Source organism: Amycolatopsis sp. FDAARGOS 1241 (assembly GCF_016889705.1).
Taxonomy (GTDB): Bacteria; Actinomycetota; Actinomycetes; order Mycobacteriales; family Pseudonocardiaceae; genus Amycolatopsis.
On the sequence record NZ_CP069526.1, the window covers coordinates 6730433 to 6753785 of the forward strand.

The 23353-nt window shown below is 71.2% G+C and carries 20 protein-coding genes and 1 pseudogene; 8 read left to right on the forward strand and 13 right to left on the reverse strand.

The features are described 5' to 3' along the window. Positions 1-346: 346 nt before the first annotated feature. Complete coding sequence (galE, locus tag I6J71_RS32905) at positions 347-1327, forward strand: UDP-glucose 4-epimerase GalE (RefSeq protein ID WP_204090404.1); 981 nt, start codon at positions 347-349, stop codon at positions 1325-1327. A 1215-nt stretch (positions 1328-2542) separates the two neighbouring features. Here galE and I6J71_RS32910 read toward each other — a convergent pair. Both I6J71_RS32910 and I6J71_RS32915 read right to left on the reverse strand, forming a co-directional pair. Continuing rightward, complete coding sequence (locus tag I6J71_RS32910) at positions 2543-3622, reverse strand: DUF4192 domain-containing protein (RefSeq protein ID WP_204090405.1); 1080 nt, start codon at positions 3620-3622, stop codon at positions 2543-2545. 136 nt (positions 3623-3758) lie between these two features. Continuing rightward, positions 3759-4610, reverse strand: coding sequence for a M23 family metallopeptidase (locus tag I6J71_RS32915; RefSeq protein WP_204090406.1), 852 nt, complete (start codon positions 4608-4610; stop codon positions 3759-3761). A 174-nt stretch (positions 4611-4784) separates the two neighbouring features. On the opposite strand from I6J71_RS32915, the gene I6J71_RS32920 reads away from it, so the two are divergent. The 3 genes from I6J71_RS32920 to I6J71_RS49195 all read left to right on the forward strand — a co-directional run bounded on the left by I6J71_RS32920 (position 4785) and on the right by I6J71_RS49195 (position 7121). After that, positions 4785-5915 (forward strand): sensor histidine kinase, encoded by a 1131-nt coding sequence (locus I6J71_RS32920; protein WP_204090407.1) that lies wholly within the window; start codon positions 4785-4787, stop codon positions 5913-5915. Next, positions 5912-6553 (forward strand): response regulator transcription factor, encoded by a 642-nt coding sequence (locus I6J71_RS32925; RefSeq protein ID WP_204097355.1) that lies wholly within the window; start codon positions 5912-5914, stop codon positions 6551-6553. The genes I6J71_RS32920 and I6J71_RS32925 overlap by 4 nt, the downstream gene beginning before the upstream one ends. Positions 6554-6830: 277 nt before the next feature. Continuing rightward, entirely contained in the window at positions 6831-7121 is a 291-nt protein-coding gene (locus tag I6J71_RS49195) for a hypothetical protein (RefSeq protein WP_239154059.1), read from the forward strand. Between the two features lie 281 nt (positions 7122-7402). On the opposite strand, the gene I6J71_RS32935 is transcribed toward I6J71_RS49195, so the two are convergent. Further along, entirely contained in the window at positions 7403-9187 is a 1785-nt protein-coding gene (locus tag I6J71_RS32935; RefSeq protein ID WP_204090408.1) for a Xaa-Pro dipeptidyl-peptidase, read from the reverse strand. A gap of 85 nt (positions 9188-9272) precedes the next feature. Between I6J71_RS32935 and I6J71_RS32940 the strand changes: the two genes are divergently transcribed. Further along, positions 9273-10808 carry a DUF4139 domain-containing protein gene (locus tag I6J71_RS32940; protein ID WP_204090409.1) on the forward strand — a complete coding sequence of 512 codons (1536 nt, stop codon included), beginning with the start codon at positions 9273-9275 and terminating at the stop codon, positions 10806-10808. Positions 10809-10811: 3 nt separating this feature from the next. On the opposite strand, the gene I6J71_RS32945 is transcribed toward I6J71_RS32940, so the two are convergent. The 3 genes and pseudogenes from I6J71_RS32945 to I6J71_RS32955 form a co-directional block, all read right to left on the reverse strand. Beyond that, positions 10812-11243, reverse strand: a complete 432-nt coding sequence (locus tag I6J71_RS32945; RefSeq protein ID WP_204090410.1) for a CBS domain-containing protein — start codon at positions 11241-11243, stop codon at positions 10812-10814. Positions 11244-11344: 101 nt separating this feature from the next. Beyond that, positions 11345-11791 carry a hypothetical protein gene (locus I6J71_RS32950; RefSeq protein ID WP_204090411.1) on the reverse strand — a complete coding sequence of 149 codons (447 nt, stop codon included), beginning with the start codon at positions 11789-11791 and terminating at the stop codon, positions 11345-11347. Next, positions 11788-13148 (reverse strand): annotated as a pseudogene (locus I6J71_RS32955) (PLP-dependent aminotransferase family protein). The gene I6J71_RS32950 and the pseudogene I6J71_RS32955 overlap by 4 nt, the downstream one beginning before the upstream one ends. Positions 13149-13289: 141 nt before the next feature. Here I6J71_RS32955 and I6J71_RS32960 point away from each other — a divergent pair. Next, positions 13290-13868 carry a TIGR03086 family metal-binding protein gene (locus I6J71_RS32960; RefSeq protein WP_204090412.1) on the forward strand — a complete coding sequence of 193 codons (579 nt, stop codon included), beginning with the start codon at positions 13290-13292 and terminating at the stop codon, positions 13866-13868. Here I6J71_RS32960 and I6J71_RS32965 read toward each other — a convergent pair. Beyond that, positions 13861-14835 carry a neutral zinc metallopeptidase gene (locus I6J71_RS32965; RefSeq protein WP_239154060.1) on the reverse strand — a complete coding sequence of 325 codons (975 nt, stop codon included), beginning with the start codon at positions 14833-14835 and terminating at the stop codon, positions 13861-13863. The genes I6J71_RS32960 and I6J71_RS32965 overlap by 8 nt on opposite strands. A 116-nt stretch (positions 14836-14951) precedes the next feature. Between I6J71_RS32965 and I6J71_RS32970 the strand changes: the two genes are divergently transcribed. Then, a complete protein-coding gene (locus tag I6J71_RS32970) occupies positions 14952-16961 on the forward strand; it encodes a prolyl oligopeptidase family protein (RefSeq protein WP_204090413.1) in 2010 nt (669 codons plus the stop codon). Positions 16962-16998: 37 nt separating this feature from the next. Here the strand turns inward: I6J71_RS32970 and I6J71_RS49995 are convergent, their stop codons facing one another. Together I6J71_RS49995 and I6J71_RS32975 are read right to left on the reverse strand one after the other, a co-directional pair. Beyond that, the gene (locus tag I6J71_RS49995) at positions 16999-17121 is read right to left on the reverse strand and encodes a hypothetical protein (RefSeq protein WP_255570062.1); all 123 of its coding nucleotides are present in this window, start codon (positions 17119-17121) and stop codon (positions 16999-17001) included. Then, positions 17118-17387, reverse strand: coding sequence for a hypothetical protein (locus I6J71_RS32975; RefSeq protein WP_204090414.1), 270 nt, complete (start codon positions 17385-17387; stop codon positions 17118-17120). Before I6J71_RS32975 ends, I6J71_RS49995 begins: the two co-directional genes overlap by 4 nt. A gap of 69 nt (positions 17388-17456) precedes the next feature. Here I6J71_RS32975 and I6J71_RS32980 point away from each other — a divergent pair, with 69 nt between their 5' ends. After that, the gene (locus I6J71_RS32980; protein ID WP_204090415.1) at positions 17457-18074 is read left to right on the forward strand and encodes a TetR/AcrR family transcriptional regulator; all 618 of its coding nucleotides are present in this window, start codon (positions 17457-17459) and stop codon (positions 18072-18074) included. A gap of 145 nt (positions 18075-18219) precedes the next feature. Here I6J71_RS32980 and I6J71_RS49200 read toward each other — a convergent pair whose 3' ends face one another. The 4 genes from I6J71_RS49200 to nrdR all read right to left on the reverse strand — a co-directional run bounded on the left by I6J71_RS49200 (position 18220) and on the right by nrdR (position 23068). Further along, positions 18220-18495 (reverse strand): hypothetical protein, encoded by a 276-nt coding sequence (locus I6J71_RS49200; RefSeq protein ID WP_239154061.1) that lies wholly within the window; start codon positions 18493-18495, stop codon positions 18220-18222. Continuing rightward, complete coding sequence (locus I6J71_RS49205) at positions 18479-19378, reverse strand: hypothetical protein (protein ID WP_239154062.1); 900 nt, start codon at positions 19376-19378, stop codon at positions 18479-18481. Before I6J71_RS49205 ends, I6J71_RS49200 begins: the two co-directional genes overlap by 17 nt. 339 nt (positions 19379-19717) lie before the next feature. Further along, the gene (locus I6J71_RS32990) at positions 19718-22537 is read right to left on the reverse strand and encodes a vitamin B12-dependent ribonucleotide reductase (RefSeq protein WP_204090416.1); all 2820 of its coding nucleotides are present in this window, start codon (positions 22535-22537) and stop codon (positions 19718-19720) included. A gap of 39 nt (positions 22538-22576) precedes the next feature. After that, positions 22577-23068: a transcriptional regulator NrdR gene (gene nrdR, locus I6J71_RS32995; protein ID WP_204090417.1), complete on the reverse strand. Its 492-nt coding sequence runs from the start codon at positions 23066-23068 to the stop codon at positions 22577-22579. Positions 23069-23353 lie beyond the last annotated feature (285 nt).

Genomic DNA, 23353 nt, shown 5'->3' on the forward strand with positions numbered 1-23353 from the left:
GGGCGCCGAAAGTGCGACGGTCGCAAGGGCACCTGAGACGCCGCGCTGCGCGGACGCCCGACGGCGGTGTCGCGATCCCAAGTGCCCCACCCCATCCATCTCACCGCGGCGGCCACGAGGGCACCCTGAGTCCCGCGCTGTCGCGGACGCCCGATGTTCGGGGCCCGCGCCGGGTCTGGGTGCGGCTTGGAAGCCTCGGGTTCGCGCTTGGCGTCGCGGGCGGGCGCATTCGGCGGGGCTGTAGCCGGTGCGGCAGGACCGGGCGGACAACCCCGGGCGGTCCCCTGCATCGTGGTGCGGGGAGACTGTGGCGCACAGTCACCACCCTCACCAGAAAGGCCACGCCGTGACGGACCCGCAGAGCCCCCTGAAACTGATCGTCACGGGAGGCGCAGGCTACGTGGGCAGCGTATGCGCCGCGCGGCTCATCGAGGCCGGTCACCAGGTCACGGTCGTGGACGACCTGTCCACCGGCCACGCCGACGCCGTCCACCCCGACGCGCGCTTCATCGAAGGCGACGCCGCCGCCGTCGCGGCGGGCCTCCTCAGCGAGGGCTTCGACGGCGTGCTGCACTTCGCGGCGAAGTCGCTCGTCGGCGAATCGATGACCGATCCCGCGAAGTACTGGGAAGGCAATGTCGTCACGTCGCTGCGCCTGCTCGAAGCCATGAAAGCCCACGGCACGCCGCGCCTCGTCTTCTCCTCCACCGCCGCCACGTACGGCGAGCCGGAGTCGTCGCCGATCCCCGAGACCGCGCCGACGCAGCCGACCAACACCTACGGCGCGTCCAAGCTCGCGATCGACCACGCCATCACAAGCTTCGCGCGCGCCCACGGTCTCGCCGCGGTGAGCCTGCGTTACTTCAACGTCGCCGGCGCGTACCACGCCTTCGGTGAACGGCACACCACCGAAACACACCTCATCCCCCTCGTCCTCCAGGTCGCGACCGGCGACCGCGCCCACATCTCCATCTACGGCGACGACTACCCGACTCCCGACAAGACGGCCATCCGCGACTACATCCACGTCGCCGACCTCGCCGACGCCCACCTGCTCGCCCTCCGCCACGCCACCGCCGGCGAGCACCGCATCTACAACCTCGGCAGCGGCACCGGTTTCTCGGTCCTGGAGGTCGTCGAGTCCTGCCGGCGCGTCACCGGCCACCCGATCCCGGCCGAGATCGCGCCCCGCCGCTCCGGCGACCCCTCGGTCCTCGTCGCGTCCAGCGACAAGGCCGGCCGGGAACTCGGCTGGAAGCCCGAGCGCACCGACCTCGACGGCATCGTCTCCGACGCGTGGACGTTCACCCAGTCCCGCCGCGGCTGAGCACCACTCCTCCCCGATGGGCCCGGCTCGTGGCGGCCCGGGCCCGTCGGTGTCTGCGGGCAGTCCGCCGGTGACGGGAGTGCCGGCGAGTTCGGTGGGGTTCGGCCCCCGGGTCGACAGGCCTGGAGGCACTCGCCGCTGAGTCCGCGTTCTAGGTGCGCTCGAGGGATGACGGCCGCTGACCATTCGATCGCCTTCACTACGGCCAGGGGTGGCACCGCGCTTTCCGAACGGATGGCGCCCGCGCATTTTCCGGCCATCAGAACCGCCTCGCACGACGCGCCGGCCCATGCCGCGGACGGCTCACCAGCAGGCGAGCCAGCCGCCTGCTGGTGGCCCGGCTCACCCCACACCGCAGCCGCTGCACCGTTGCCGAGCTGCGGGCTTCAGAAGAGCCGATCCGCCACGTCCGCCCCATGCCCTCCAGTCCACCTGGCGTCGCGGCCCGGAGCAGGCTTCGAGCCGGAGGGCCAACGGCAACCGGCCCAGCTGCCCGGGCGAGCGAAGCCCCGTCGGCAGTCACGTGCCAGGACACCGCGTACGGAGCCCACACACGGGTCCGGATCGCGGCGAGCCCACCGCACCGGTCGCCAGAGAACGTCACGGCACCGACGCGGACGTCAGCGGCGCCGCTTCCGTTCCGCCGAGGCCGCGGGGCCGAGGCCGGGTTCGAGCCGGCCGAGCACCGGGCATCCGACCGCGGTGCCAGTGCGACCGAAAGCCCAATCGGTCATCACGTGCCAGAACCGCGCGCACGGAGCACACATTGGCGTCCGGACCGCGTCCCACCCGCCTGGTCGCCAGGTAGCGTCACGGCTCCGGCCCGGACGGCGGCAGCGCCACTTCTGCCTCGCCCAGGCCGCAGGACCGAAGCCGGCTTCGAGCTGAAGGGCCTACGGCAAACAACCCGAGTGCCCAGACGAACGAAACCCCGGTCGACAAACACACACCCGGGAACGCATGTACGGACTCACCCAGGTCCGGGCCGCGTCGCGCCCGGCGAAACGGCAGAGAACGTCGCGGCTCCGACACGGACGTCGGCAGCGCCACTTCTGCCTCGCCAGGCCGCAGGACCGAAGCCGGCTTCGAGCGGGAGGGCAGACAGCATCCGGCCCGCGTGCTCGGGCGAGCGAAGCACCAGCCGGCCGTCAGCGCGTACGGAGCTCACACCACGGGCTCCAGGCTGCGGCTCGCCCACCCGGACGGAAGAGAACGTCACGGCTCCGACGCGGAAGGCGGTGGCTCTTCCGTCTCGGCGAGCTCGACGGCCGACAACCCCAGGTCGACGGCGTCGGAGAGGGACGCCAGGCCGGCGAGGCGGGACGGGCGGGTGCCGAGGTCCCAGGCGGTGCGGAGGAGACGGGCGAGGATGTGCTCGGGATCGGCGTCGAGGGCGTTGGTGAGCGCCAGGCCGGCGAGGACACCCTCGCCGCGCATGAGAGCGGCGTAGGCGAGCAGGGAGGCGACCTCCGCACGGTGCGGGGAGGGCAGTTCGCGTACCAGCGACAGCCAGAAGTCCGCGGCGGCGAGGGCGACGGGCGACTCCCCCGGCACGGCAGTGGCGAGGCAGGCGTCGCGCACCGGGGTGACGGCGACGGCGTGGGCGAGGCGGACGGCCTCATCGTCCGAGAGTGGTCCGGGGTCGCGGCGGTGGCGAAAGAACGCGGTGCGGATCTCGGCGGCCGCGGCGGTGAGTTCGTCGGCGGCGCGCCACGGTGGCGTCGCACCGGACAGCATCGCGCGGCGGCGCGCGACGGCCTCCGGCGAGCGCGGTTCCAGCAGGGCCTCGACCTCTTCCCGGCTGCGGAAGGCGACGAAACCGGCCTTGGTCGTTGTCGCCGCGACCACCGTGGACCGCGGATCGGGCAGCTTCCCACCACAGCCGGCGTCGCGGTAGCACCGCCACGGTGCCCCGGCGGTGATTTCGGCGGTCCACAATGGATGGAAGATCGGCAGCTCGTACTCGTGGAACGCCCGTCTCAGCTCCTCGGCGAACTCGGCGTGCGGCGGTTCGCCGTCCGGCGCGGCCCGACCGCCGACGAGCACCGCGGTGACGCCGACGTGGTCGTCCACGATGAACCGCGGAACGAGCGAATCCGCCTGCTGGGCAACGAGTTCCCGTGGCGGGAGGTCGGCCCGCAGGATCAGGCCCACGCGGGTGCCGGGTGGCCGGTGGCCGAGGAGGACGGCGGAGTCGGCGGGCGTGAACCCGAGCAAGTAGGGCAGCGAAGCGATCAGCTGCGCGGGGTCGGTGAGCGTGGCCCGGGCCGTGCCGGGCGGGGTGGAGGTGGTCACGGGTTCCACAATGCGGTGGGCAGCCGGGGTGTGGGGCCGGGGCCGGGAATCTGTGGATGGGCGGGGGTGGTTGTGGAGAAACCCGGCCCGGCCGTCGTGGCCGGACCGGGTTTTGTCGCCCGTGTGTGGTAGCCGCTCAGCTGCAGTGCTCGAACGGGCTCGTGTACGAGTCCGCGCCCACCGAGCCACCCCACTTCACGCAGGTGGCGCCCGCCGTCTGCTTCACCGGGCCCGCGTAGTAGGTGAAGTTGCCCGAGTCCGTGACCCTCGTCTTGCCCTCGACCTCGAGGAAAGCCGACGTCGGGCTGGCCGTGCCGAGCGAGACTGACTTCAGCGTGGTGACGCAGTTGGCCTGCGTCGAAGCGTTGTACAGCAGGTAAGCCGTGCCGGACGAGCCCAGGCCCTGCTGGTCGATCACCGAGAAGCCCGAGCCGCACACCTCGGTGGCCGAGTAGGGGTTGCCGTCGCAGTTGTTCTTGCTCGTGAAGTCCTTCTTGCCGTAGTAGACCGCGGCGACACCGTTGAGCACGGCCTTCTGCGTGACACCGTTCAGGTTTTCCTCGAAGTGCAGGTGCGGACCGGTGACGCCGCCCGTCGCGCCCGCCTTGCCGATCTCCTGGCCCTGGCCGATCTTCTGGCCCACCGACACCTCCTGCGCGGACAGGTGCGCGTAGCGGGTGCGCCAGCCGCCGCCGTGGTCGAGCTCGATCCAGCGGCCATAGCTGACGCTGCCCTCGTTCTCGACGCGCGTGACCGTACCGGGCGCCGACGCGGTCACGGGCATGCCTGTGATATCGGTCTTCTGGAAGTCGACGGAGTTGGCGGGGTTGTGCCCGCTGAACGTCGCTGCCGTGACGGTGACCCCGCACTTGAACGGCACCTGGAAGTTGGGCGCGGCGGACGCCGGCGCCTGGGCGGCGAACGTGAGCCCCAGCGCGGGCAGCACGGCGGCTGCGGTGAACACGGCGAGCCGGCGCATCCTGGACATGGTGCGTACCTCCTGTTTCGGCGTGAGTGACGCCGTCCAGGGAAGCCGGGAAAGGTACATTTTTCGTACATGCCGGGCGAACCGCCAGGTGACGCGCCGTGCGCGACGAAGCGGGCCGGGACCGGCCCTCCCGTAGATTCTCCCCAGGAGGCCCGTGGACGACCGGGGAGGACCATGGCCACGACGACCACCGGGAACCGCGGACGGCTCGGCACACCCGACTGGGTGCGGTGGGGCTTCGTCGTGTTCCCGATGCTCCTCTCGATCCCGTACTTCGCGCACTGGTGGTCGTGGACGCTGTTCGGCATCACGCTCGTCGCCTCCGCGCCCCTGTTGCGAGCGACGGCCGAATCGAAGCCGCGGTGGGTGTTGCCGGCGGCGATGCCGGTGGTGGTCGCGGCGTCGGCGGCGTTGTGGGTGCTGCAGCCGAACAGCTGGGTGTCGGTGGCGATGTTCAGCACCGCGTTCTACACGATGCGCGCGTTCGGCAAGCTCCTGTCCGCCGTGGTCCTGGCGACGACGGCCGCCGCGATCGTCGCGTGGGTGGTCCTGCGTGAGCTGGAGTGGCTGAACGCGCTGGCTCTGTTCGCGATCCTCGCCGTGATGATCCTGCTCGCCGCGAGCCGCCGCGACCGGGCGGCCCGGCTCGAACAGACGGAGCTCGCGCTGGCCCGCGCGCAGACCGCCGCGGAAGAGCACGCGCGCGCCGCCGCGCTGGCCGAACGCGCCCGCATCGCGCGCGAGGTCCACGACGTCCTCGCCCACTCCCTTGCCGGCCTCGCGCTGAACCTGCAGGGCGCGCGGCTCATGCTCGTGCGCGACGGCGCGAGCTCCGAAGCCCTCGCCCAGATCGAACGGGCCCAGAAGCTCGCGTCGGACGGGCTGTCCGAGGCGCGCAAGGCCGTCGCCGCGCTGCGGGAGGACGCCGTGCCGGTGGAGCGGGCGGTCGCGGACCTGCTGGCCGCCTACCGGTTGGACACGGGCGCACGAGCCGACCTGGTCGTGGCCGGTGACCCTCGTGAGCTCGACGCCGCGGTGAACACCACGCTCGTGCGCGCCGTGCAGGAAGCGCTGGCGAACACCCGCAAACACGCGCCGGGCGCCGCGGTCGACGTCATGCTCGCCTTCGCCGGGCAACAGGTGGAGCTGACCGTGCTCGACCGGCAGGGCAGGCGCCCACCGGACGCGCCCGCCCCGGGATACGGTTTGCGGGGCATGGGCGAGCGGGTCGCGCTGCTCGAGGGGAAGCTGGAAAGCGGGCCGGGGGAGGACGGATGGCGGATTCACCTGACGGTGCCGGCGTGAACCTGCGCGTCGTGCTGGCCGACGACCAGGCTGTGGTGCGCGAAGGCCTCGTGACGCTGCTCGGGTTGCTGCCGGGCGTCGAGGTCGTCGGCGCCGCCGCCGACGGGGACGCGGCGCTGGAGCTCGTCGCGCAGCACCAGCCCGATGTCTTGCTGGTCGATCTGCGCATGCCCCGTCGCGACGGCGTCGAGACGACGCAGCTGGTCCGCGAGCGCTACCCCTCAACGGAAGTCGTCGTCCTCACCACCTACACCGACGACGAATCCCTGCTCGGCGCCCTGCGCGCCGGCGCCCGCGGCTTCCTCACCAAGGACGCCGACGCCGAGGCGATCGCCCGCGCGCTCCGCTCGGCCGCCGCCGGACAGTCCACTGTGGACGGAGAACTGCAGCAGCGGCTCGTCGACGCCGCCACGCGGCGCAACCCCGTGCGCCCCCAGGAAGTCGAAGGGCTGACCGCACGCGAGATCGAGGTGCTGCGCCTCATCGCGGCGGGCCTGTCGAACACGGAGATCGCGCGGGAACTCGTGGTGAGCGAAGCCACGGTGAAGACGCACGTGAACCACTTGTTCTCGAAGGCGGGGCTGCGGGATCGGGCGCAGGCGGTGGCGTTCGCTTATCGGGCGGGGATCGCGGACTGACACAACACGCCTTCCCGGCCCTGCCGCGGACCGCCTGGCGCCGACGGCTGCCGGACACGCCGGCACAGCCGAGAGACGAGCCCACCAGCGCCGCAGTCCAATCGCTGCCCCGACACATCAGCCCGACGGGGCCCGCGGTGGTGCTCGTGGCCGGGCCGTTCAGCTACCGCCACTTCCCCGGTCTGCTCCAGCTTCGGAGCTGCTCTCGGAGCACTTCACGGTCTACAACTACGAGCGCCGCGGCCTCGGGGACAGCGAAGACACCCAGCCTTAAGACGTGCGGCGCGAGGTGGAAGACCTGGCCGCCCTAGTCGAACCGGCCGGGGGCGAGGCACACGCATGGGGCCTGGCCTCCGGCGCGGTTCTGGCGCTGCGTGCGGCGAAGGCCGGTGTGCCGTTGAGCAGGATCGCGCTGTACGAGCCGCCGTTCGTGACCACGACGGAGAACCACCCGCCGGCGGACTTCACCGCGAAGCTGGAACCCCTGGTCGCGCAAGGGAAACGCGGCGAAGCCGTGAAGTACTTCATGACGAACGGCAGGGGGCGCCCGGCTTCGTCGTCCCGATGATGCGGCTCATGCCGGGCGCCTGGAAGCGCCTCAGCGCCGTCGCGCACACGCTGCCCTACGACGCCGAACTCCCGAAGGGCCACTTCGGGGCCAACCGCTGACCGAGTTCGCCGCGATCGCCCAGCCCACCCTCGTTCTCGGCGGCGGCAAGAGCGCGCACTCCCTTCAGCAGGCCGCCCTGGATCTCGCCGGAGTCCTGCCCGCCGGGACGCACCGCACGCTCGATGGCCAGAACCACGCCGTGTCCATGAAGGTCATGGCCCCCGTCGTGGCGGAGTTCCTCAGAACCCCAGCGCCGGCTTCCCGCCGGTGACCGGCAGGATCAGCGACGTCCGCGTCAGGTCCAGCGACAGGCCGGCACCCGGGCGGGGCCGCAGGGTGTAGTCGTGGTCGCTGGAGGCCACGAGGAACTCCAGGTGGTGCCCGGCTGGGAGCACGTAGTCCTTCGGCATCAGCGAAACCGCGATGCGGTAGGAAATCCCGGGCCGGATCGGTGTGGTGACCGACGGCGAACGGCGGTTCTGCGGGTCCGTCCACCCCCGGCTGATCACGAACGACGTGCCGTCCGGCGAACGGTCCAGCAGCGCCACGGTGACGTTCGCGGCCGGCCGGTCGAACGCCAGCTGCAGGTCGGCGCGCGCGGTGCCCGACAGGCGCACCGGCTGTTTCACCGCAGGAGTCGCATACAGCAGGCGGTTGCCCGACGTCGCTGCATCGGCAAGCTGCTGCACGGTCTTCGACGCGTCGTCCGCCAGCGATTCGACGTCCGCCCGGCCCGGGACGGGGTGCGCGTCGAGCCCGCCCTTCGCACGGCCGCCAGGCCACGGGTGGACCTTGACGTCCCGCGTGCCCGGCGCGGGCCAGTCCGCCTCGTCGACCCAGGACTTGTCCTCGCGCTGGATCGTCGCCTTCGGTTCGCGTTCGATGCCGTTGTCGACGCCGTAGAGGTAGTGCGACAGCCACTTGTTCAGCGTCACGAGCCACACGTCGCGGCGCAGCGAGATCGGATCGGCGTGACCCGACTGGTGCAACCAGATCTTGTGCTCGACCCCGTGGGCTTTCAGCGCTTCGTACCAGGCGGCGACCTGGTCGGTCTTCACGTTCCAGTCGTTCAGCCCGTGCACGGCGAGCACCGACGCGTGCACCTTCCCGACGTCGTTGCGGTAGTTCCGCACGTCCCAGAACGGGCTGTAGTCCCCCGTCACGCGGTCCTGTGCGGCGGTCAGCCCGTCGATCACCGGACGGCAGATCGCGCGGTCCGCCCGCGTGTACACGTACTCGGCCAGCACGTCGGTGTCCTCGCCCTGGAACCCGCCCGCGGCGACGACCGCACCGTCGTTGCGGTAGTACTCGTACCAGTTCGAGATCGCCGCGATCGGCACGATCGTCTCGAGCCCTTCAACGCCGGTGGTCGCGACGGCGTTCGGCAGGGTTCCGTTGTAGGACACGCCCATCATGCCCGTGTGGCCCGTGCTCCAGCTCGCGGTCACCGGCGTGCCCGCCTCGTCGCGCGCCGGCGCGCGGCCGCCCAGCCAGTCGATCACGGACCGGGCACCGATGGTCTCGTTGACGTCACCTGTGGTCGGGCAGCCCGTGGACAGGCCGGTGCCCAGCGATTCCCCGTACACCACGGCGAATCCGCGCGCGGTGAAGTAGTCCTGGTAGCTCCAGCGGATCGGTGGCGGCGCGTGCGGACCAACGCCCACGGCCGCGGTTCGCGCCTCGCCCGGCACGTACAGCTCGGTGTCCACGTTGTGGTTCGCGACGTCGTTGCCACCCGCGAAGTACGGGCTCGCCTCGTACACGACCGGCACCTTCATCCCGGCGTCGGTCGCCTTGGGCCGTACCACCTGGGCGTGCACGAGATCGCTCTGCCCGTCGTGGTCGCTGTCCACCGGTGCGGTGACCCAGACGTCCTCGCGCACCACGTCGGCCGGGTCGAAGACCGGCTGCGCCTGCCCTTCCGAGAACACGGGCGCCGGTGGCGGATCTGCTTGAGCCACCCCCGATCCGAGCGGCAGCACGAGCACAGCGGCGACCACGGCGGCGATCCGAGCGGCTCCCACAGAACCCCCAAGGCGGACGAAGCGGGCGAACACCTCCGACACTTCCGGCAACCGCGGCCGCCGTCAACCGACTAACGTCGGAGTCATGGATGCTCCGATCGTCGCCGTCACCGTCTACCCGCAGCACGCGCGGATCACGCGGCGCGGCCGAGCGAACCTGGCCGAGGGCACGCGGGTGCGGATCACCGGGCTGCCGCTGGCCCTCGACGCGGAATCGGTGCGCGTGACCGGCACCGGCGCAGCGCTGATCACGGGCGTCGACGTCGGGTACGAGCAGCACGCCCAGCCGGCCGACCCGGTGCTGAGCGCGTTCGCCGACCAGCGCCGCGCCGACCAGGCGGCGCTCGACGCGGTGGCCGACCAAGAAGCCGCCGAAGCGGCGAAGGTCGAGCTGCTCACGGGGCTGGCGAAGCGCAGCGGTGCCAGCTTCGCGAAGGCGCTCGCGTCCGGCGTCGCCGGACCGGCACGCGTCGAGGAGGTCACCGGCGCCCTGGGCACCCAGCTCGCCGCGGCGTTGCGGACGCGCCGCGCGCTCACCGAACGGCTCGAGCGGATGCGCGAGGACCTCGCCGCTCTCGACCGGCGCGTCGCGAGCCACAGTGCACAGTCCGAACAGGATAGTTCCACCGTCACGGTCGAGCTGGAACCGCAAGAAGACAGCGGGAGCGTCGAACTCGAACTGTCCTATGTGGTCCCCGGGGCGAGCTGGGAACCCGGCTACGACGTGCGGGTGCGCGAGACCGAGGTCACGATCACGTCCTACGGCCTGGTCAGCCAGCACACGGGCGAGGACTGGCCGGAGTGCGAGCTCGTGCTCTCGACGGCCCGCCCCGCGAGCACCGTCGTCGTCCCGGAGCTCGACCCCTGGTTCCTCGACCGCCGGCAGCCCGCTCAACCGGCACGCCCGCTGGCCGCGTTCGCCGCGGCCGCCCCCGGCGCCGCCCCGGCGGGAGCCGCTTCCCTGCGTCGCGTCGCACCGAAGTTCGCCGAAGTCGAGCAGGGCGCGACGGCGCTCACCTACCGGCCGGGCCGCGCCGTCGCCATCCCGTCGGGCGCGCAGGGCCACCGCACCACGCTGGCTCGGCTCGAGCTCACGGCGGAACTCGGTTACGTGACCGCGCCCGTGCGCGCGTCGGAGGCGTATCTGCGCGCGACCGTCGTGAACACCAGCGAGCACACGCTGCGCGCCGGCCGCGCCGCCGTCTTCCACGACACCGAGTTCGTCGGCACCACGCGCTTCGACGTGTGGGCGCCAGGCGAAGAGGTCGAGCTCGCGCTGGGCGTCGACGACCGCATCCGCGTGGAACGCGAACTCGTGCGGCGCACCGCGAGCAAGGCCACCCTGTCCGGCCAGCGCCGCCGGGAAGCGGAGTACCGCACCAGGCTCACCAACCACAGCCCGCGCGAAGCCGTGGTCACGGTGCTCGACCAGGCACCCGTGTCGCGCGACGAAGCGATCACCGTGCGAGACGTGCGCGCGACGCCGGACCCGGTCGAGACCGACGACCTCGGCTCGATCACCTGGCGGCTCACGCTGGCCGCGGGTGCGACCGCGACGGCCACGCTCGCCTACCGCGTCGACGTCGCCAAGGGGGTGGAACTCAGCGGCTGGCGCGAATAGCCGTCACCCCCGCGCGATGTACGCCTCCAGCTGTTCCTGACTCTGCTCCAGCCGCTCGATCCTGGACTTCACCACGTCACCGATGCTGACGATCCCGGCGAGCCGCCCGTCGTCGAGCACGGGCACGTGCCGGATCCGGCGTTCGGTCATCAACACGCTCAGCTGGTCGACCTCGTCGTCGGGGGACGCACTGGCCACGAGCTTCGTCATGATGTCCGCGACCGGACCGTCGAGCACCGTCGGCCCGTGGTCGTTGAGCCGCCGCACCACGTCGCGCTCGGACACGATGCCGGCGATGCCGCCTTCGGGGGTCACCACCACCATGGCGCCGACGTTGTGGCGGGCGAGCCCGGCGAGCAGTTCGGTCACCGTGGTCCCCGGAGCGACAGTGGCGACGGCAGCGCCCTTCGCCCGGAGCAGATCAGCGATCCGCATGGGTGTTCCCCTCTCCTCGTCGAGTTGGGTCACACCAGGTTAGGGCCCGGGTGCCGAGTGCGAAAGTCCAGCGAAGAGCGTTCACCCGTGGTATGGAACGCTCAGGAAAGCCGCTGTGCCAGGCCCTCGAGCGCGGCGCGGATCCCGGTGGCGTAGTCGTCATCGCCCAGCGCGTCGAGCTTCTCCCGGGCCAGGGCCAGGTGGCGGCGCGCGGAGTCGAGCTCACCCAGCTTGCGATAGTCCTCGCCGAGGTTCAGGTGCAGCGACGGGTAGAACCCGCGCACGGCGAGCGTCGAGTGGTACTCCTGCGCGCGTTCGTCGGTGAGCGAATCGGCGGCCGAGAGGGCGCGCAGGTCCCACTCGAGTTCGTCGGCGGGCTCGTCGCAGACGTCGGCGAGGTGGTGTGCGAGGGCGCAGCGGTGCAGCGGGTCGCCGTCCTCGCCGATCTCCCGCCACAGCGCGAGGAACGTCTCGCGCGCACCCGCGCGATCGCCCCCGATGTGCTTGCGCAGGCCCGCGTCGATCGCCACCATCACGTCGTCGGTCATCGCACTCCCTCGTCGAACACCCGGCGCAGCCGGTGCAGGCCCGGCCCGATGCGCTGGGCCGCGATGGCACCGTAGCCGAACATCAGCCCGTGCCGGGGCTCGGTCATGGCGAAGTCACCGAGCAAGAGCACACGCACGCCGACGGCCCGCGCATTCCTCGCGACGGCACCGAGGTCGTGGTCGGCGGCCGCGCTCAGGCGGAGCCCGGCGGCCGCCGGTACCGGCCGCAGCACGTCGCCGAACTCGCGGCGCAGGCCGTCGACGAGCACGTCGCGGCGCTCCCGGTAGATCTTGCGCATGCGGCGGACGTGCCGCGAAAAGCCGCCTTCGTGGATGAAGTCGGCGAGCACGGCCTGCTCGATCGCCGGCGAATGCCAGTCGGTCGGGTACTTCGCTTTGGTGAGCGCGCCGATGAGCGGCGGCGGCGCCGCGAGGAAACCGATCCGCAGCGCGGGCGAGACCACTTTCGAGAAGGAGCCGACGTACACCACCCGGCCACGGGAAGCCAAGCTGTGCGACGGTTCCAGCGGCCGGCCGGTGTAGCGGAATTTCGTGTCGTAGTCGTCTTCGACGAGCACGGCACCCGTTCGTTCGGCCCACTCCAGCAGCTCCTGCCGCCGCGCGAGCGACATCGCGACGCCCAGCGGGCACTGGTGCGACGGCGGGACGTACACCAGCCGCGCGCCGTCCGGGATCGCGTCGACGATCAGGCCCTCGTCGTCCACCGGCACCCCCGTGACGCGCGCGCCGAGCGTTTCGAGCAGGATTCGCGGTGGCGGGTACCCCGGATCCTCGACGGCGACCAGGTCACCGGGCTCCAGCAGCACGCGCGCGACGGGTCCACCGTCTGCTGGACTCCCGTCGTGACAACGATGTCCTCCGGTCGCACGGGAACGTTGCGCGAGACCCCGAGGTGCCGGGCCAGCCCTTCCCGCAACCGCGGGTCGCCCTGCGGATCGCCGTAGGTGAACAGCTCGGCGTGCGAGCCGCGCAGGCGCTTGGGTGGTCAGGCGGCGCCAGGTGTCGAACGGGAACAGCCGCACGTCGGGCACACCGCCGCGGAAGTCGAACTCCGCCGGCGGCCCGAACGGCCGCGGCGGGCGCGGCACGTCCGTCCACTGAGGACTGGGGCGGACGCCGGGCGCGGGATCGGCGGCCGGTTCCGCGGGGTGCCGGCCGGCGCCTGAACGCACGAACGTGCCCGCGCCGGCCCGGGTGCCGAGGAACCCCTCGGCGGCGAGCCGTTCGTAGGCCGCGCTGACCGTCGTGCGGGACACGGCGAGCCGCTGCGCCAGCTCCCGCGTCGGCGGCAGGACGTCGCCGTCGCGGTCCGGCCGTCGAGCACGGCTGCGCGGATCTGGCGCTAGATCTCGTCGCGGTGGCCGCGCGTGCCGGTCAGGTCGATGTGCAGGTCCACGTCGTCAGGCTAGATTGGTCCACGGGAGTTCGGCGGGTTTTGGACCTTCAGCTGGTCCGCTCACGCGGTTAGCGTCCGGGGATGACCACGTTCGAACTCGACCGCCAGTCCCTGCTCGTCCTCGACAGGATCGTCGCCGCGGCAAGCCACCAGGATCTGAACCGTCCCACCCCGTGCGAGGGCTGGACCCTGGCCGACCTGCTGCGCCACCAGGTCAGCGAAAACCACGCGTTCGCCGAAGCCGTGCGCCACGGCGTCGCCGCCGACTGGGACGCCGGCCACCTGGGCGAGGACGCCTACGCCTCCTACGCCGCTTCCGTCGACGACTTCCTCGCCGCGTTCGGCGAAGAGGGCGCCCTCGGCCGCGAACTGAAGATCCACGAGTTCGGCCCGCTGCCCGCCGAGATCGCCGCGGCCATGCACCTCGTCGACACGATCGCGCACGGCTGGGACCTCGCCAAGACGATGGGCGTGCCCTACGAGCCGGTGCCGGAAGCGGTGCACGCGGCCCTCGAGTTCGCGGCGATGGTCCCCGCCGATCCGGCGGCGCGCGAGGCGGGCGGCGCGTTCGCCGCCATCGTCGACGTGCCCACGGACGCGAGCGAGCTCGACCGGTTCCTCGGGCTGCTCGGGCGCGATCCGGGGTGGCAGGTCAGCTGACCTCGGAATCGGGGGCCGACCACGTGTTGCACGCCGACGTCGTGCCGACCGAGAACCCGGCTTTCGCCCACGCCAACTGGTTCACCCGGCTGCCGTGGTCGCCGCTGTCGTCGGCGCGGCCGTAGTCGGCCACCGCGGCGTTGGCCGTGGCACGGCTGATCGAGCCCCGGCCCTCGGCCGCGGCGATGAACAGCGCGCCGAAGCAGTTGGCCTGCAGCTCGATGCGCCGCACCAGCGCCCGGTCGTGCGGGGCGTCCTGGTTGGGCGACGTCATGCGGTCGCCCGCCGCGGCCAGGATGCCGCTCTCGTCCTGCACGTGGTGGCCGTACTCGTGGGCGATGGTGGCGAGGTGGCGCGAAGGGTTCTGCCCCGCGTCCGCGAGCATCCAGTCGGTCGGCGCGTAGATCGTGGAGTCGCCGCCGCAGTAGTAGGCCACGGCCTGGTCCTTCGACGGCGCCGAGCCGCACGCGCTCACCTTCGTCAGCGTCACCGACACGCTGACCCGCTGCGACGGCTCGTGCGCGTGGTCCAGCGCCCGGCGCCAAGCCTGCTGGAGGCACTCGGTGAGTGCCTCGTAGTAGGCCGAGAGCTCCGCGCCGGTGCGGCCCAGCTCCGGCAGGGTGCACGAGACCTCGTTGAGCTCGACCCCGTTCGCGAGCAACGGGTTGGTTTCCAGCTCGGGCACCGCCACGGGGGTGTCCCGCACTCCGTCGGGCGCGCTGTCGGAGCGGTGGAGGGCGTTCGGCACCGCGAGGGCGTGGCCGGACAGCTCGTGCGGCACCACGGCGATCACCCCCACCGTCACGACGAGGATGACGAGCGCGACCGCCGCACCGGCGACCCCGCCACCGCTGCGGCGCGGCGGCCGGTGCCACGCGGGGGCCGCCCACGGGTTCGCCGCGGGCGGCCGGGCCGCCACCGGCGGCGGTGGCGGCCCGGCCGGCTCCCAGCCGTCGTTTTCAGTCACTGAACCCCCCTGTCCCGCGCGCGGTCCAGCATACGGAGCAGCGGCGGACACCGGATCACGAAACGGGAACGCCGCGCCGGTGGCCGGAACCCCCTCGAGACCGCGAGACTGGGGTCATGAGTGACGAAGATCCGTACCTGTGGCTGGAGGACGTGACCGGCGACGAGGCGCTGGACTGGGTCCGTTCCCGCAACACCGAGACGCTGGACGTGCTGACGTCGGGCGAGCGCTTCGCCGCTCTGCGGGACGAGATCCGCGAGGTGCTCGACGCCGGCGGGCGCATCCCGTACGTGACCCGCCGCGGCCCGAAGCTCTACAACTTCTGGCAGGACGCCGAGCACCCACGCGGGCTGTGGCGGCGCACGACGCTGGAGGAGTACCGCAAGGCCGAGCCCGATTGGGAGGTGCTGCTCGACGTCGACGCGCTGGCCGACGCCGAGGGCGAGAACTGGGTGTGGAAGGGCTGCGCGGTGCTGCGGCCCGGGCACCGGCTGGGGCTCGTGCAGCTCTCGCGCGGCGGCGCCGACGCGACGGTGGTGCGCGAGTTCGACCTCGACGCGCACGAGTTCGTCGAGGACGGCTATTTCCTGCCCGAGGCGAAGAACCGCGTCGGCTGGATCGACGAGGACCGCGTGTACGTCGGCACCGACTTCGGGCCGGACACGCTCACCACGTCCGGCTACCCGCGCCTGGCGAAGGAGTGGCGCCGCGGTACGGCGCTCGAAGCCGCCGAGACGGTGTTCGAGGGCAAGCCGGACGACGTCGCCGTGTCCGCCTACCACGATGCGACCGAGGGGTTCGAACGCGACTTCGTGCACCGGGCGCTCGACTTCTACCGCACCGAAGTCCACCTGCGGACCGCGTCAGGGATGCAGAAGCTCGACCTGCCCGACGACGTCGAGACGTCGGTGCAGCGCGAATGGCTCTACGTCCAGCCGCGCACCCCGTGGACGGTCGGCGGCACCGAGCACCCGGCCGGCGCGCTGCTCGTGATCGGGTTCGACGCGTTCCTCGCGGGCGAGCGCGACTTCACCGCGCTGTTCACACCCGACGCGCACACCTCGCTCGAGTACTACACGTTCACCCGCCACCACGTGCTGCTCGCGAAGCTGCGCGACGTCAAGTCCGAACTGGTGGCGCTCACGCCCGGCCCGGACGGCTGGACGGAGTCGCCGCTGGGCGGGGCGCCGGAATACGGCAGCGCGGACCTCGTGGGCACCGACCCGGACGAGAGCGACGAGTACTTCGTCGACTCGTCCAGCTACCTGCAGCCCTCGACGCTGAGCCGAGGCGAGGTCAGCGGCGACGTCGAGGTGCTCAAGCAGGCGCCGGCGTTCTTCGACACGTCCGGCATCGAGGTGAACCAGTACTTCGCGACGTCGGAGGACGCCACGTTGATCCCGTACTTCGTGCTGCGCCCGCGCGGCGCCCACGGCGGGCCGGCGCTGCTGACCGGCTACGGCGGCTTCGAGGTCTCGCTGACCCCGTCCTACAGCGGGGTCATCGGCCGCGGCTGGCTCGCGCGCGGCGGCACGTACGTGGTCGCCAACATCCGCGGCGGCGGCGAGTACGGGCCGGAGTGGCACTCGCAGGCCGTGAAGGAGAACCGGCACAAGGTCTACGAGGACTTCTCCGCGGTGGCTCGCGACCTCGTGGCACGCGGCATCACCACGGCCGCGCGGCTGGGCATCCAGGGCGGCAGCAACGGCGGGTTGCTGATGGGCGTGATGCTCACGCGCTACCCCGAGCTGTTCGGCGCGATCGTCAGCCAGGTGCCGCTGCTCGACATGAAGCGCTACCACCTGCTGCTCGCGGGCGCGTCGTGGATGGCCGAGTGGGGTGATCCGGACGTGCCCGAAGAGTGGGACGTCATCGCGAAGTACTCGCCGTACCACAACGTCCACGAGGGACGGACCTACCCGCCGACCCTGTTCGCGACGTCGACCCGTGATGACCGCGTGCACCCCGGGCACGCGCGCAAGATGATGGCGCGCATGCTCGAGCAGGGCCACGACGTGGCGTACTACGAGAACATCGAAGGCGGTCACGGCGGCGCGGCGGACAACGGGCAGCTCGCGTTCAAGTGGGCGCTCGTGTTCGAGTTCCTCTGGTCACGCCTGTCCTGAGGAGCCGACGCGGGGGCGCTCCCGGGCGCCCCCGCGCTCACCTCCCCACCTTGCGCCAGATGATCGTGGCGCCGATCACCAGCGCCACGATCGCGCCGAGCACGATCAGGCCCTTGATCAGCAGGTCCAGCACGAGGTGCTGAAGCACGCCCTCGGTCACCGGTCTCGCCCGCTGTCGAAGCGCCGCAGCGCCTCGCGCGCCACGCTGCTCCCGAGCCCGCCCCCACGCCGGGCTCCGGGCGCACGCCGCTCGTCCAGCACTCGGCCGGCGAACCGCGCGGCGTTCTCCACCCCCTGGCGCACGCGGGCGCCTTTCCCCCGGCGGCGCAGTGCGACCGCGACCGCGAACAGGACCAGCCCGAGCACCACCAGGCCGGCGGCGATCAGGCCGAACCGGATGAGCATCAGGTTCAGGTACGTCTCCATCTTTCCCACCTCGTTTTCTATCACACCCGTGATAGAAAACGAATATCACAGGTGTGATAAAAAGGTCCAGTGCCCAAGCAGGTGGATGGCGAACAGCGGCGCGCGGACATCGCGGACGCGGTACTGCGCCTCGCCGCGCGCGATGGGTTGCCGGCCGTTTCGCTGCGTGCTGTGGCCGCGGAGTCGGGCCTGAACATCGGCTCGGTGCGCCACTATTTCGACGGCCAGCGCGATCTCATGCGTTTCGCGATGCGCTCGACGATCGATCGCGTCACCGCCCGGCTCGAACGGCGGCGCGAGTCGCTGCGCCCGTTCGCCGAGCTCACCCGCGACGAAGCGGCCTCCCAACTGACGGACTTCCTGGCCGAGCTGCTCCCCCTCGACGCCCCGCGGCGCGCCGAGGCCACGGTCCTCGTCGAATTCCTCATCGCGGCCCGCGTGGACACCGACCTGGCCGACCTGGCACACGAAGCCCTGCGCGGCACCCTCACCCTGGCCCGCCGCATCATCGACGCCATGACCCGCGACGCGCTCCTGCCACCCGGCGCCGCGGACCTGGAGGCCGAACGCCTGGCGGCCCTGCTGGACGGCCTCACGTTTCGCTGCGCCCTCGACCCGGCGGCCACGCCACCCCAGGCTTGCCGCGACGTCCTACGGGCGCACCTGGCTTCGCTGCCCCGGCCTTAGACGAACCCGTACGGCCGCGCCCTCTGTGCCGCCAGGCAGCTCTACCGAAAGAAGCGGTCGAACCGCCACTTCCGGAGGTACTCGGTTGGTAGCCGGTGGCGAACAGTTTTTCACGCCGCCGTGCCAGCGCGCTGAGCCGACAACCTCAGATCAACCCGTTCGGCCGTGACCGTCGCGCCAAAGTCCTGACGCAACCCGGCCGCTTTCGTCCACTGTGGACGTCGGCGAGGACCTCCTCGAACCGGGCCAGGACGTCGGCCGCGAACCGAAGCCGCGTGATCCCCAACGCGCGCAGCGCCCGCCCGTGATCGACCAGCACCGTCGGCAACGCCCCGGCCATGAGGACCCGCCACCCGGCGGCGACGAGTTTTCCCTTCGCGCCGGGAAAGGCTCCCCGCAGCTGGTCACACTGGAACGGCACGTGCCGCTCCTCGTCGGCCAGGATGCGTGCCGCGACTTCGCGCGTGAGAGTGTCGTCGGTGCCGTCCCTCAGCGCCCCGGTAGTAGCTCAGCGCCACCACTTCGGCGATGAGCAGCACCATGAGCTCCAGCCGGAGCCCGAGCGCCCTCCTGAGCCAGACGAACGCGGTGTCGGACCAGTGTTCCCGGATCGTCGTGCTCCCGGCGGCCTTGAGCAATTCCGCCAGCAACCGCGCGTGGTTCTGCTCCTCGGCCACGAACAGGCGGACCGCCTCCCGATACCGCGGCTGCGCCTTCGCGATCAGGTTCACCCCGTCCCCCGACTCCCCGACCTGGAACCGCTGCAAGCTCCTGACCACGAGCGCGTCCAGCCGCGCCCCGCACCCCCACGCCGGCTCGGGCCGCACCCGGCGCCGCTCCGCGTCCGCTGTGAACTCCGTCAGCCACTCCACGGGCCCGATGCTGGGCGCACCGATGCGCTCACCCGAGGGAGGACCTGTGGAGATCTTGTGGAAACACGCGGCCGGGACGCAGTCGGCCGAAAAACGCTCGCAAACGCAGCCGTGGTCAGACCTTGGTGGCGAGCCGGCGCAGCAGTCCCGCTCGAGGTGCTCATGACCGGCGCTGACGGCACGACGGATGACCGCGCGCCAGTCGTCGCGGTCGAGCACCGACCGGTAGGCGTCGCGCAGCCGGTCGCGGTGCGCCTGCGGCCAGCCGAGTCGCGCGGCGCCGCGGAGGTAGTCGGCGATCACAGCCGCCGTCGCGAACCGCCTGGCGGTGGGTTGTTGCCTGACCAGGCGCTGAGCGTGGACGGCGAGGACACCCGCAGCGTGGGCGTAGTCGTGGATCGAGAAGCCAACGCCGTCGCAGTACGTCTGCACGACCAAGAGCCGGCCGGCGTGGTCGCAGCCGGGTCGCCGAGCCGCAACAGCGCCTCCACCGCGTAACCCGGCCCATCCGTCGCCCGGTCGCCCAGCCCGCACAGCGCTTCCCCGCCGCCCGCCGGCATTTTTCCACGCTCGCGCGGCGAGGTGCGGCGCCGGCTCGGGCTTGACGCTCACCGGCGTGCGGACGGCTCCGTTCTCTCGATCATGCGTCGGGCATGCCACCGGGACAATACGATTTCTCGCCGCGGCGCCGGGCTTGACGGCGATCAGGGTGGCGAGAACGGGACCTCGCCACCCTGACCACAACGTTCACCGCCTCAGGCCCGGAGTGGATCAGCTGCAACCCGAGGTCGCGCCGCAGCCTTCGCAGGCGTAGCACGAGCCGGCGGGGCGCATCTTGGTGCCACACGTCATGCACAGCGGCGCGTCGGCCGCTTTGCCCAGGTGGAGTTCCATCAGTTCGGCCGTGCTGTGGGCGTCGCGGGGGGCCGGTTCGGCAGCGGCCTCTGATTTGGCCTGGACCGGGGACGAATCCACGCTGGTGCGCAGCGCTTCGAGGTCCACGTTCTGGCCACCGTAGTTCTGCTCGACCTCCGCCGAGCGCTCGTCGGCCGTGAAGATGCCGAGCTGGGAGCGCTTCTCGTACGGCAGGTAGTCGAGGGCGAGGCGGCGGAACAGGTAATCCATCACGCTCGTGGCGATGCGGATGTCCGGGTCGTCCGTCATGCCGGCCGGCTCGAAGCGCAGGTTGGAGAACTTCGAAACGTAGAACTCCAGCGGGATACCGTGCTGGAGGCCGACCGAAATCGACATCGAGAAGGCATCCATCACGCCCGCGAGCGTCGAGCCCTGCTTGCCGAGCTTCACGAAGATCTCGCCGAGGCCGTCGTCCGGGTACGAGCCGGCGTGGAGGTAGCCCTCGGCGCCGCCGACGGTGAAGGACACCGTCTGGCTCGGGCGCTTCTTCGGCAGGCGGCGGCGCACCGGGCGGTACTCCACGACCTTCTCCGGCTCCGCCTCGGTTTCCTTCTTCTTGCCGGTCGAGAGCGGCTGGCCGACCTTGCAGTTGTCGCGGTAGATCGCGAGGGCCTTGAGGCCCAGCTTCCAGCCCTGGAAGTAGATCTCCTCGACGTCCTCGACAGTCGCCGACTCCGGCATGTTGACCGTCTTCGAGATCGCACCCGAGATGAACGGCTGCACCGCGGCCATCATCCGCACGTGGCCCATCGGCGCGATGGAGCGGTCACCGACCGCGCAGTCGAACACCTCGTAGTGCTCGGGACGCAGGCCCGGCGCGTCGACGACGTGGCCGTGCTGGGCGACGTACTCGACGATCGCCTCGACCTGCTCGTCCTGGTAGCCCAGCACCTTCAGCGCGCGCGGCACGGTCTGGTTCACGATCTGCATGGACCCGCCGCCGACGAGCTTCTTGAACTTCACCAGCGAGAAGTCCGGCTCGATGCCCGTGGTGTCGCAGTCCATCATGAAGCCGATGGTGCCGGTCGGCGCGAGCACCGAAGCCTGCGCGTTGCGCCAGCCGTGGCGCGCGCCGAGCTCGATGCCGCGCTGCCACTCCTCGGTGGCCAGTGCGCGGACGGCCGCGTCGTTGGAGTGGTACGTGCGGACCAGCTCGTTGGCCGCGGCGTGCTTGCGCATCACGCGCTGGTGCGCCTCGGCGTTGCGCGCGTAGCCCTCGTACGGGCCGACGACCTTGGCCAGCTCGGCCGAGCGCCGGTACGACACCCCGGTCATCAGCGACGTGATGGCGGCGGCCAGCGCACGGCCGCCCTCGGAGTCGTACGCGTGCCCCAGCGCCATGAGCAGCGCGCCGAGGTTGGCGTAGCCGATGCCGAGCTGGCGGAACTTGCGCGTGGTGTCGGCGATCGGCTCGGTCGGGAAGTCGGCGAAGCAGATCGAGATGTCCATCGCGGTGATGACGAACTCGACGGCCTTCGCGAACAGCGGCGCGTCGAACGTGCCGTCGGCCGACACGAACTTCAGCAGGTTCAACGACGCGAGGTTGCAGCTCGAGTTGTCGAGGTGCATGTACTCGCTGCACGGGTTCGACGCGGTGATCCGGCCCGATTCGGGGCAGGTGTGCCAGTCGTTGATCGTGCCGTCGTACTGCACACCCGGATCGGCGCACTCCCACGCGGCCTGCGCCATGCTGCGGAAGAGCTTCTTCGCGTCGGTGCGCTCGATGACCTCACCGGTGAGGCGGGCGCGCAGGCCGAAGTCGGTGCCGTTCTCCACGGACTGCATGAATTCGTCGGACACTCGCACCGAGTTGTTCGCGTTCTGGTACTGCACCGAGGAGATGTCCGCGCCGGAGAGGTCCATGTCGAACCCGGCGTCGCGCAGGACCTTGATCTTCTCCTCTTCGCGCGCCTTGGTCTGGATGAACTCCTCGATGTCGGGGTGGTCGACGTCGAGCACGACCATCTTCGCCGCGCGCCGGGTGGCGCCGCCGGACTTGATGGTGCCCGCGGACGCGTCGGCGCCGCGCATGAACGAGACCGGGCCGGACGCGGTGCCGCCGGAGGTGAGCAGCTCCTTCGAGGAGCGGATGCGGGAGAGGTTGAGACCCGCGCCGGAGCCGCCCTTGAAGATCAGGCCCTCCTCGCGGTACCAGTTGAGGATCGACTCCATCGTGTCGTCGACGGCGAGGATGAAGCACGCGGAGACCTGCTGCTTCGAGGCGGTGCCGACGTTGAACCAGACGGGCGAGTTGAAGCTGAAGACCTGGTGCAGCAGCATCCAGGTGAGCTCGTGCTCGAAGATCTCGAGGTCCGCCGGACCGGCGAAGTAACCGTGATCCGCGGCGGCCTTCACGTACGTCTTCACCACGCGGTCGATGAGCTGCTTGAGGCTGTTCTCGCGCTGCGGGGTGCCGACGGCGCCGCGGAAGTACTTGCTCGTGACGATGTTCGTGGCGTTGACCGACCAGAACTCGGGGAACTCGACGCCCCGCTGCTCGAAGTTGACGCTGCCGTCGCGCCAGTTGGTCATGACGACGTCGCGCTGCTCCCACGCCACCTCGTCGTAGGGGTGCACGCCCTCGGTCGTGAACACCCGCTTGACGGTCAGTCCGCCAGCAGCCTTTTTCTTGCTCCGGCCGGCTGCCGCAGCGCCGGTTCCCACGGTTTCGGTCATCGGGTCTCGTCCCTCGCTCCCGCGCGGCGCAGGCGACACTCAGTCGTCTTCGGCGCGCTCGCCTCGTTCTTCAGCAGCAGTTCCCGCCATGGCTTTCCGCAGGTCCGAGATCTCCTTCTCGAAGTCCTCGACCGAGGAGAACGAGCGGTAGACGCTGGCGAAGCGGAGGTACGCGACCTCGTCGAGCTCCCGCAACGGGCCGAGGATGGCCAGGCCGACCTCGTGGCTCGGGATCTCCGCCAGCCCGGCGGAGCGGATGGACTCCTCCACGCGCTGCGCGAGCTTCTGCAGCGCGTCGTCGTCGACCGGGCGGCCCTGGCAGGCCCGCCGCACGCCGTTGACGACCTTGTCCCGGCTGAACTGCTCGGTGACGCCGGACCGCTTGACAACGGCGAGCACCATCGTCTCCGACGTGGTGAAGCGCCGGCCGCACTGGGCGCACGAGCGCCGCCGCCGGATCGCCTGGCCTTCATCCACCTCTCGGGAGTCGACGACCCGAGAGTCCGCATGCCGGCAGAACGGGCACCTCATCCGCCGATCACCTTCCCCTCAACGCCGGTCGCTTCCATCCACGCCGGCCCCGGCCGCCACGCTACGACCCGGGCCACGATCACCCCGCACGACCCCGCGCCTGGTGATCGACTTGTGGAAAACCGGTGGATCAACACCGACCAGCTGTGGACAACTGGTGTCGAGTCTACCCCTACCTGTGGACCAACTACAGCGGTGTAACTACTAGATGTAGGGGTTGACCATAGATCGCCCGGACGGCCTACGCAAGCGACACAAGGGGGTGAAGAAGGCACCGATTCGGGG

What these genes read in the sequence shown, in the direction of transcription:
- I6J71_RS32915 (WP_204090406.1), bottom strand. Translation starts at nt 4,610, where the DNA reads ATGTCCAGGATGCGCCGGCTCGCCGTGTTCACCGCAGCCGCCGTGCTG.
- I6J71_RS32920 (WP_204090407.1), top strand. Translation starts at nt 4,785, where the DNA reads ATGGCCACGACGACCACCGGGAACCGCGGACGGCTCGGCACACCCGAC.
- I6J71_RS32940 (WP_204090409.1), top strand. Translation starts at nt 9,273, where the DNA reads ATGGATGCTCCGATCGTCGCCGTCACCGTCTACCCGCAGCACGCGCGG.
- I6J71_RS32945 (WP_204090410.1), bottom strand. Translation starts at nt 11,243, where the DNA reads ATGCGGATCGCTGATCTGCTCCGGGCGAAGGGCGCTGCCGTCGCCACT.
- I6J71_RS32950 (WP_204090411.1), bottom strand. Translation starts at nt 11,791, where the DNA reads ATGACCGACGACGTGATGGTGGCGATCGACGCGGGCCTGCGCAAGCAC.
- I6J71_RS32960 (WP_204090412.1), top strand. Translation starts at nt 13,290, where the DNA reads ATGACCACGTTCGAACTCGACCGCCAGTCCCTGCTCGTCCTCGACAGG.
- I6J71_RS32970 (WP_204090413.1), top strand. Translation starts at nt 14,952, where the DNA reads ATGAGTGACGAAGATCCGTACCTGTGGCTGGAGGACGTGACCGGCGAC.
- I6J71_RS32975 (WP_204090414.1), bottom strand. Translation starts at nt 17,387, where the DNA reads ATGGAGACGTACCTGAACCTGATGCTCATCCGGTTCGGCCTGATCGCC.
- I6J71_RS32990 (WP_204090416.1), bottom strand. Translation starts at nt 22,537, where the DNA reads ATGACCGAAACCGTGGGAACCGGCGCTGCGGCAGCCGGCCGGAGCAAG.
- nrdR (WP_204090417.1), bottom strand. Translation starts at nt 23,068, where the DNA reads ATGAGGTGCCCGTTCTGCCGGCATGCGGACTCTCGGGTCGTCGACTCC.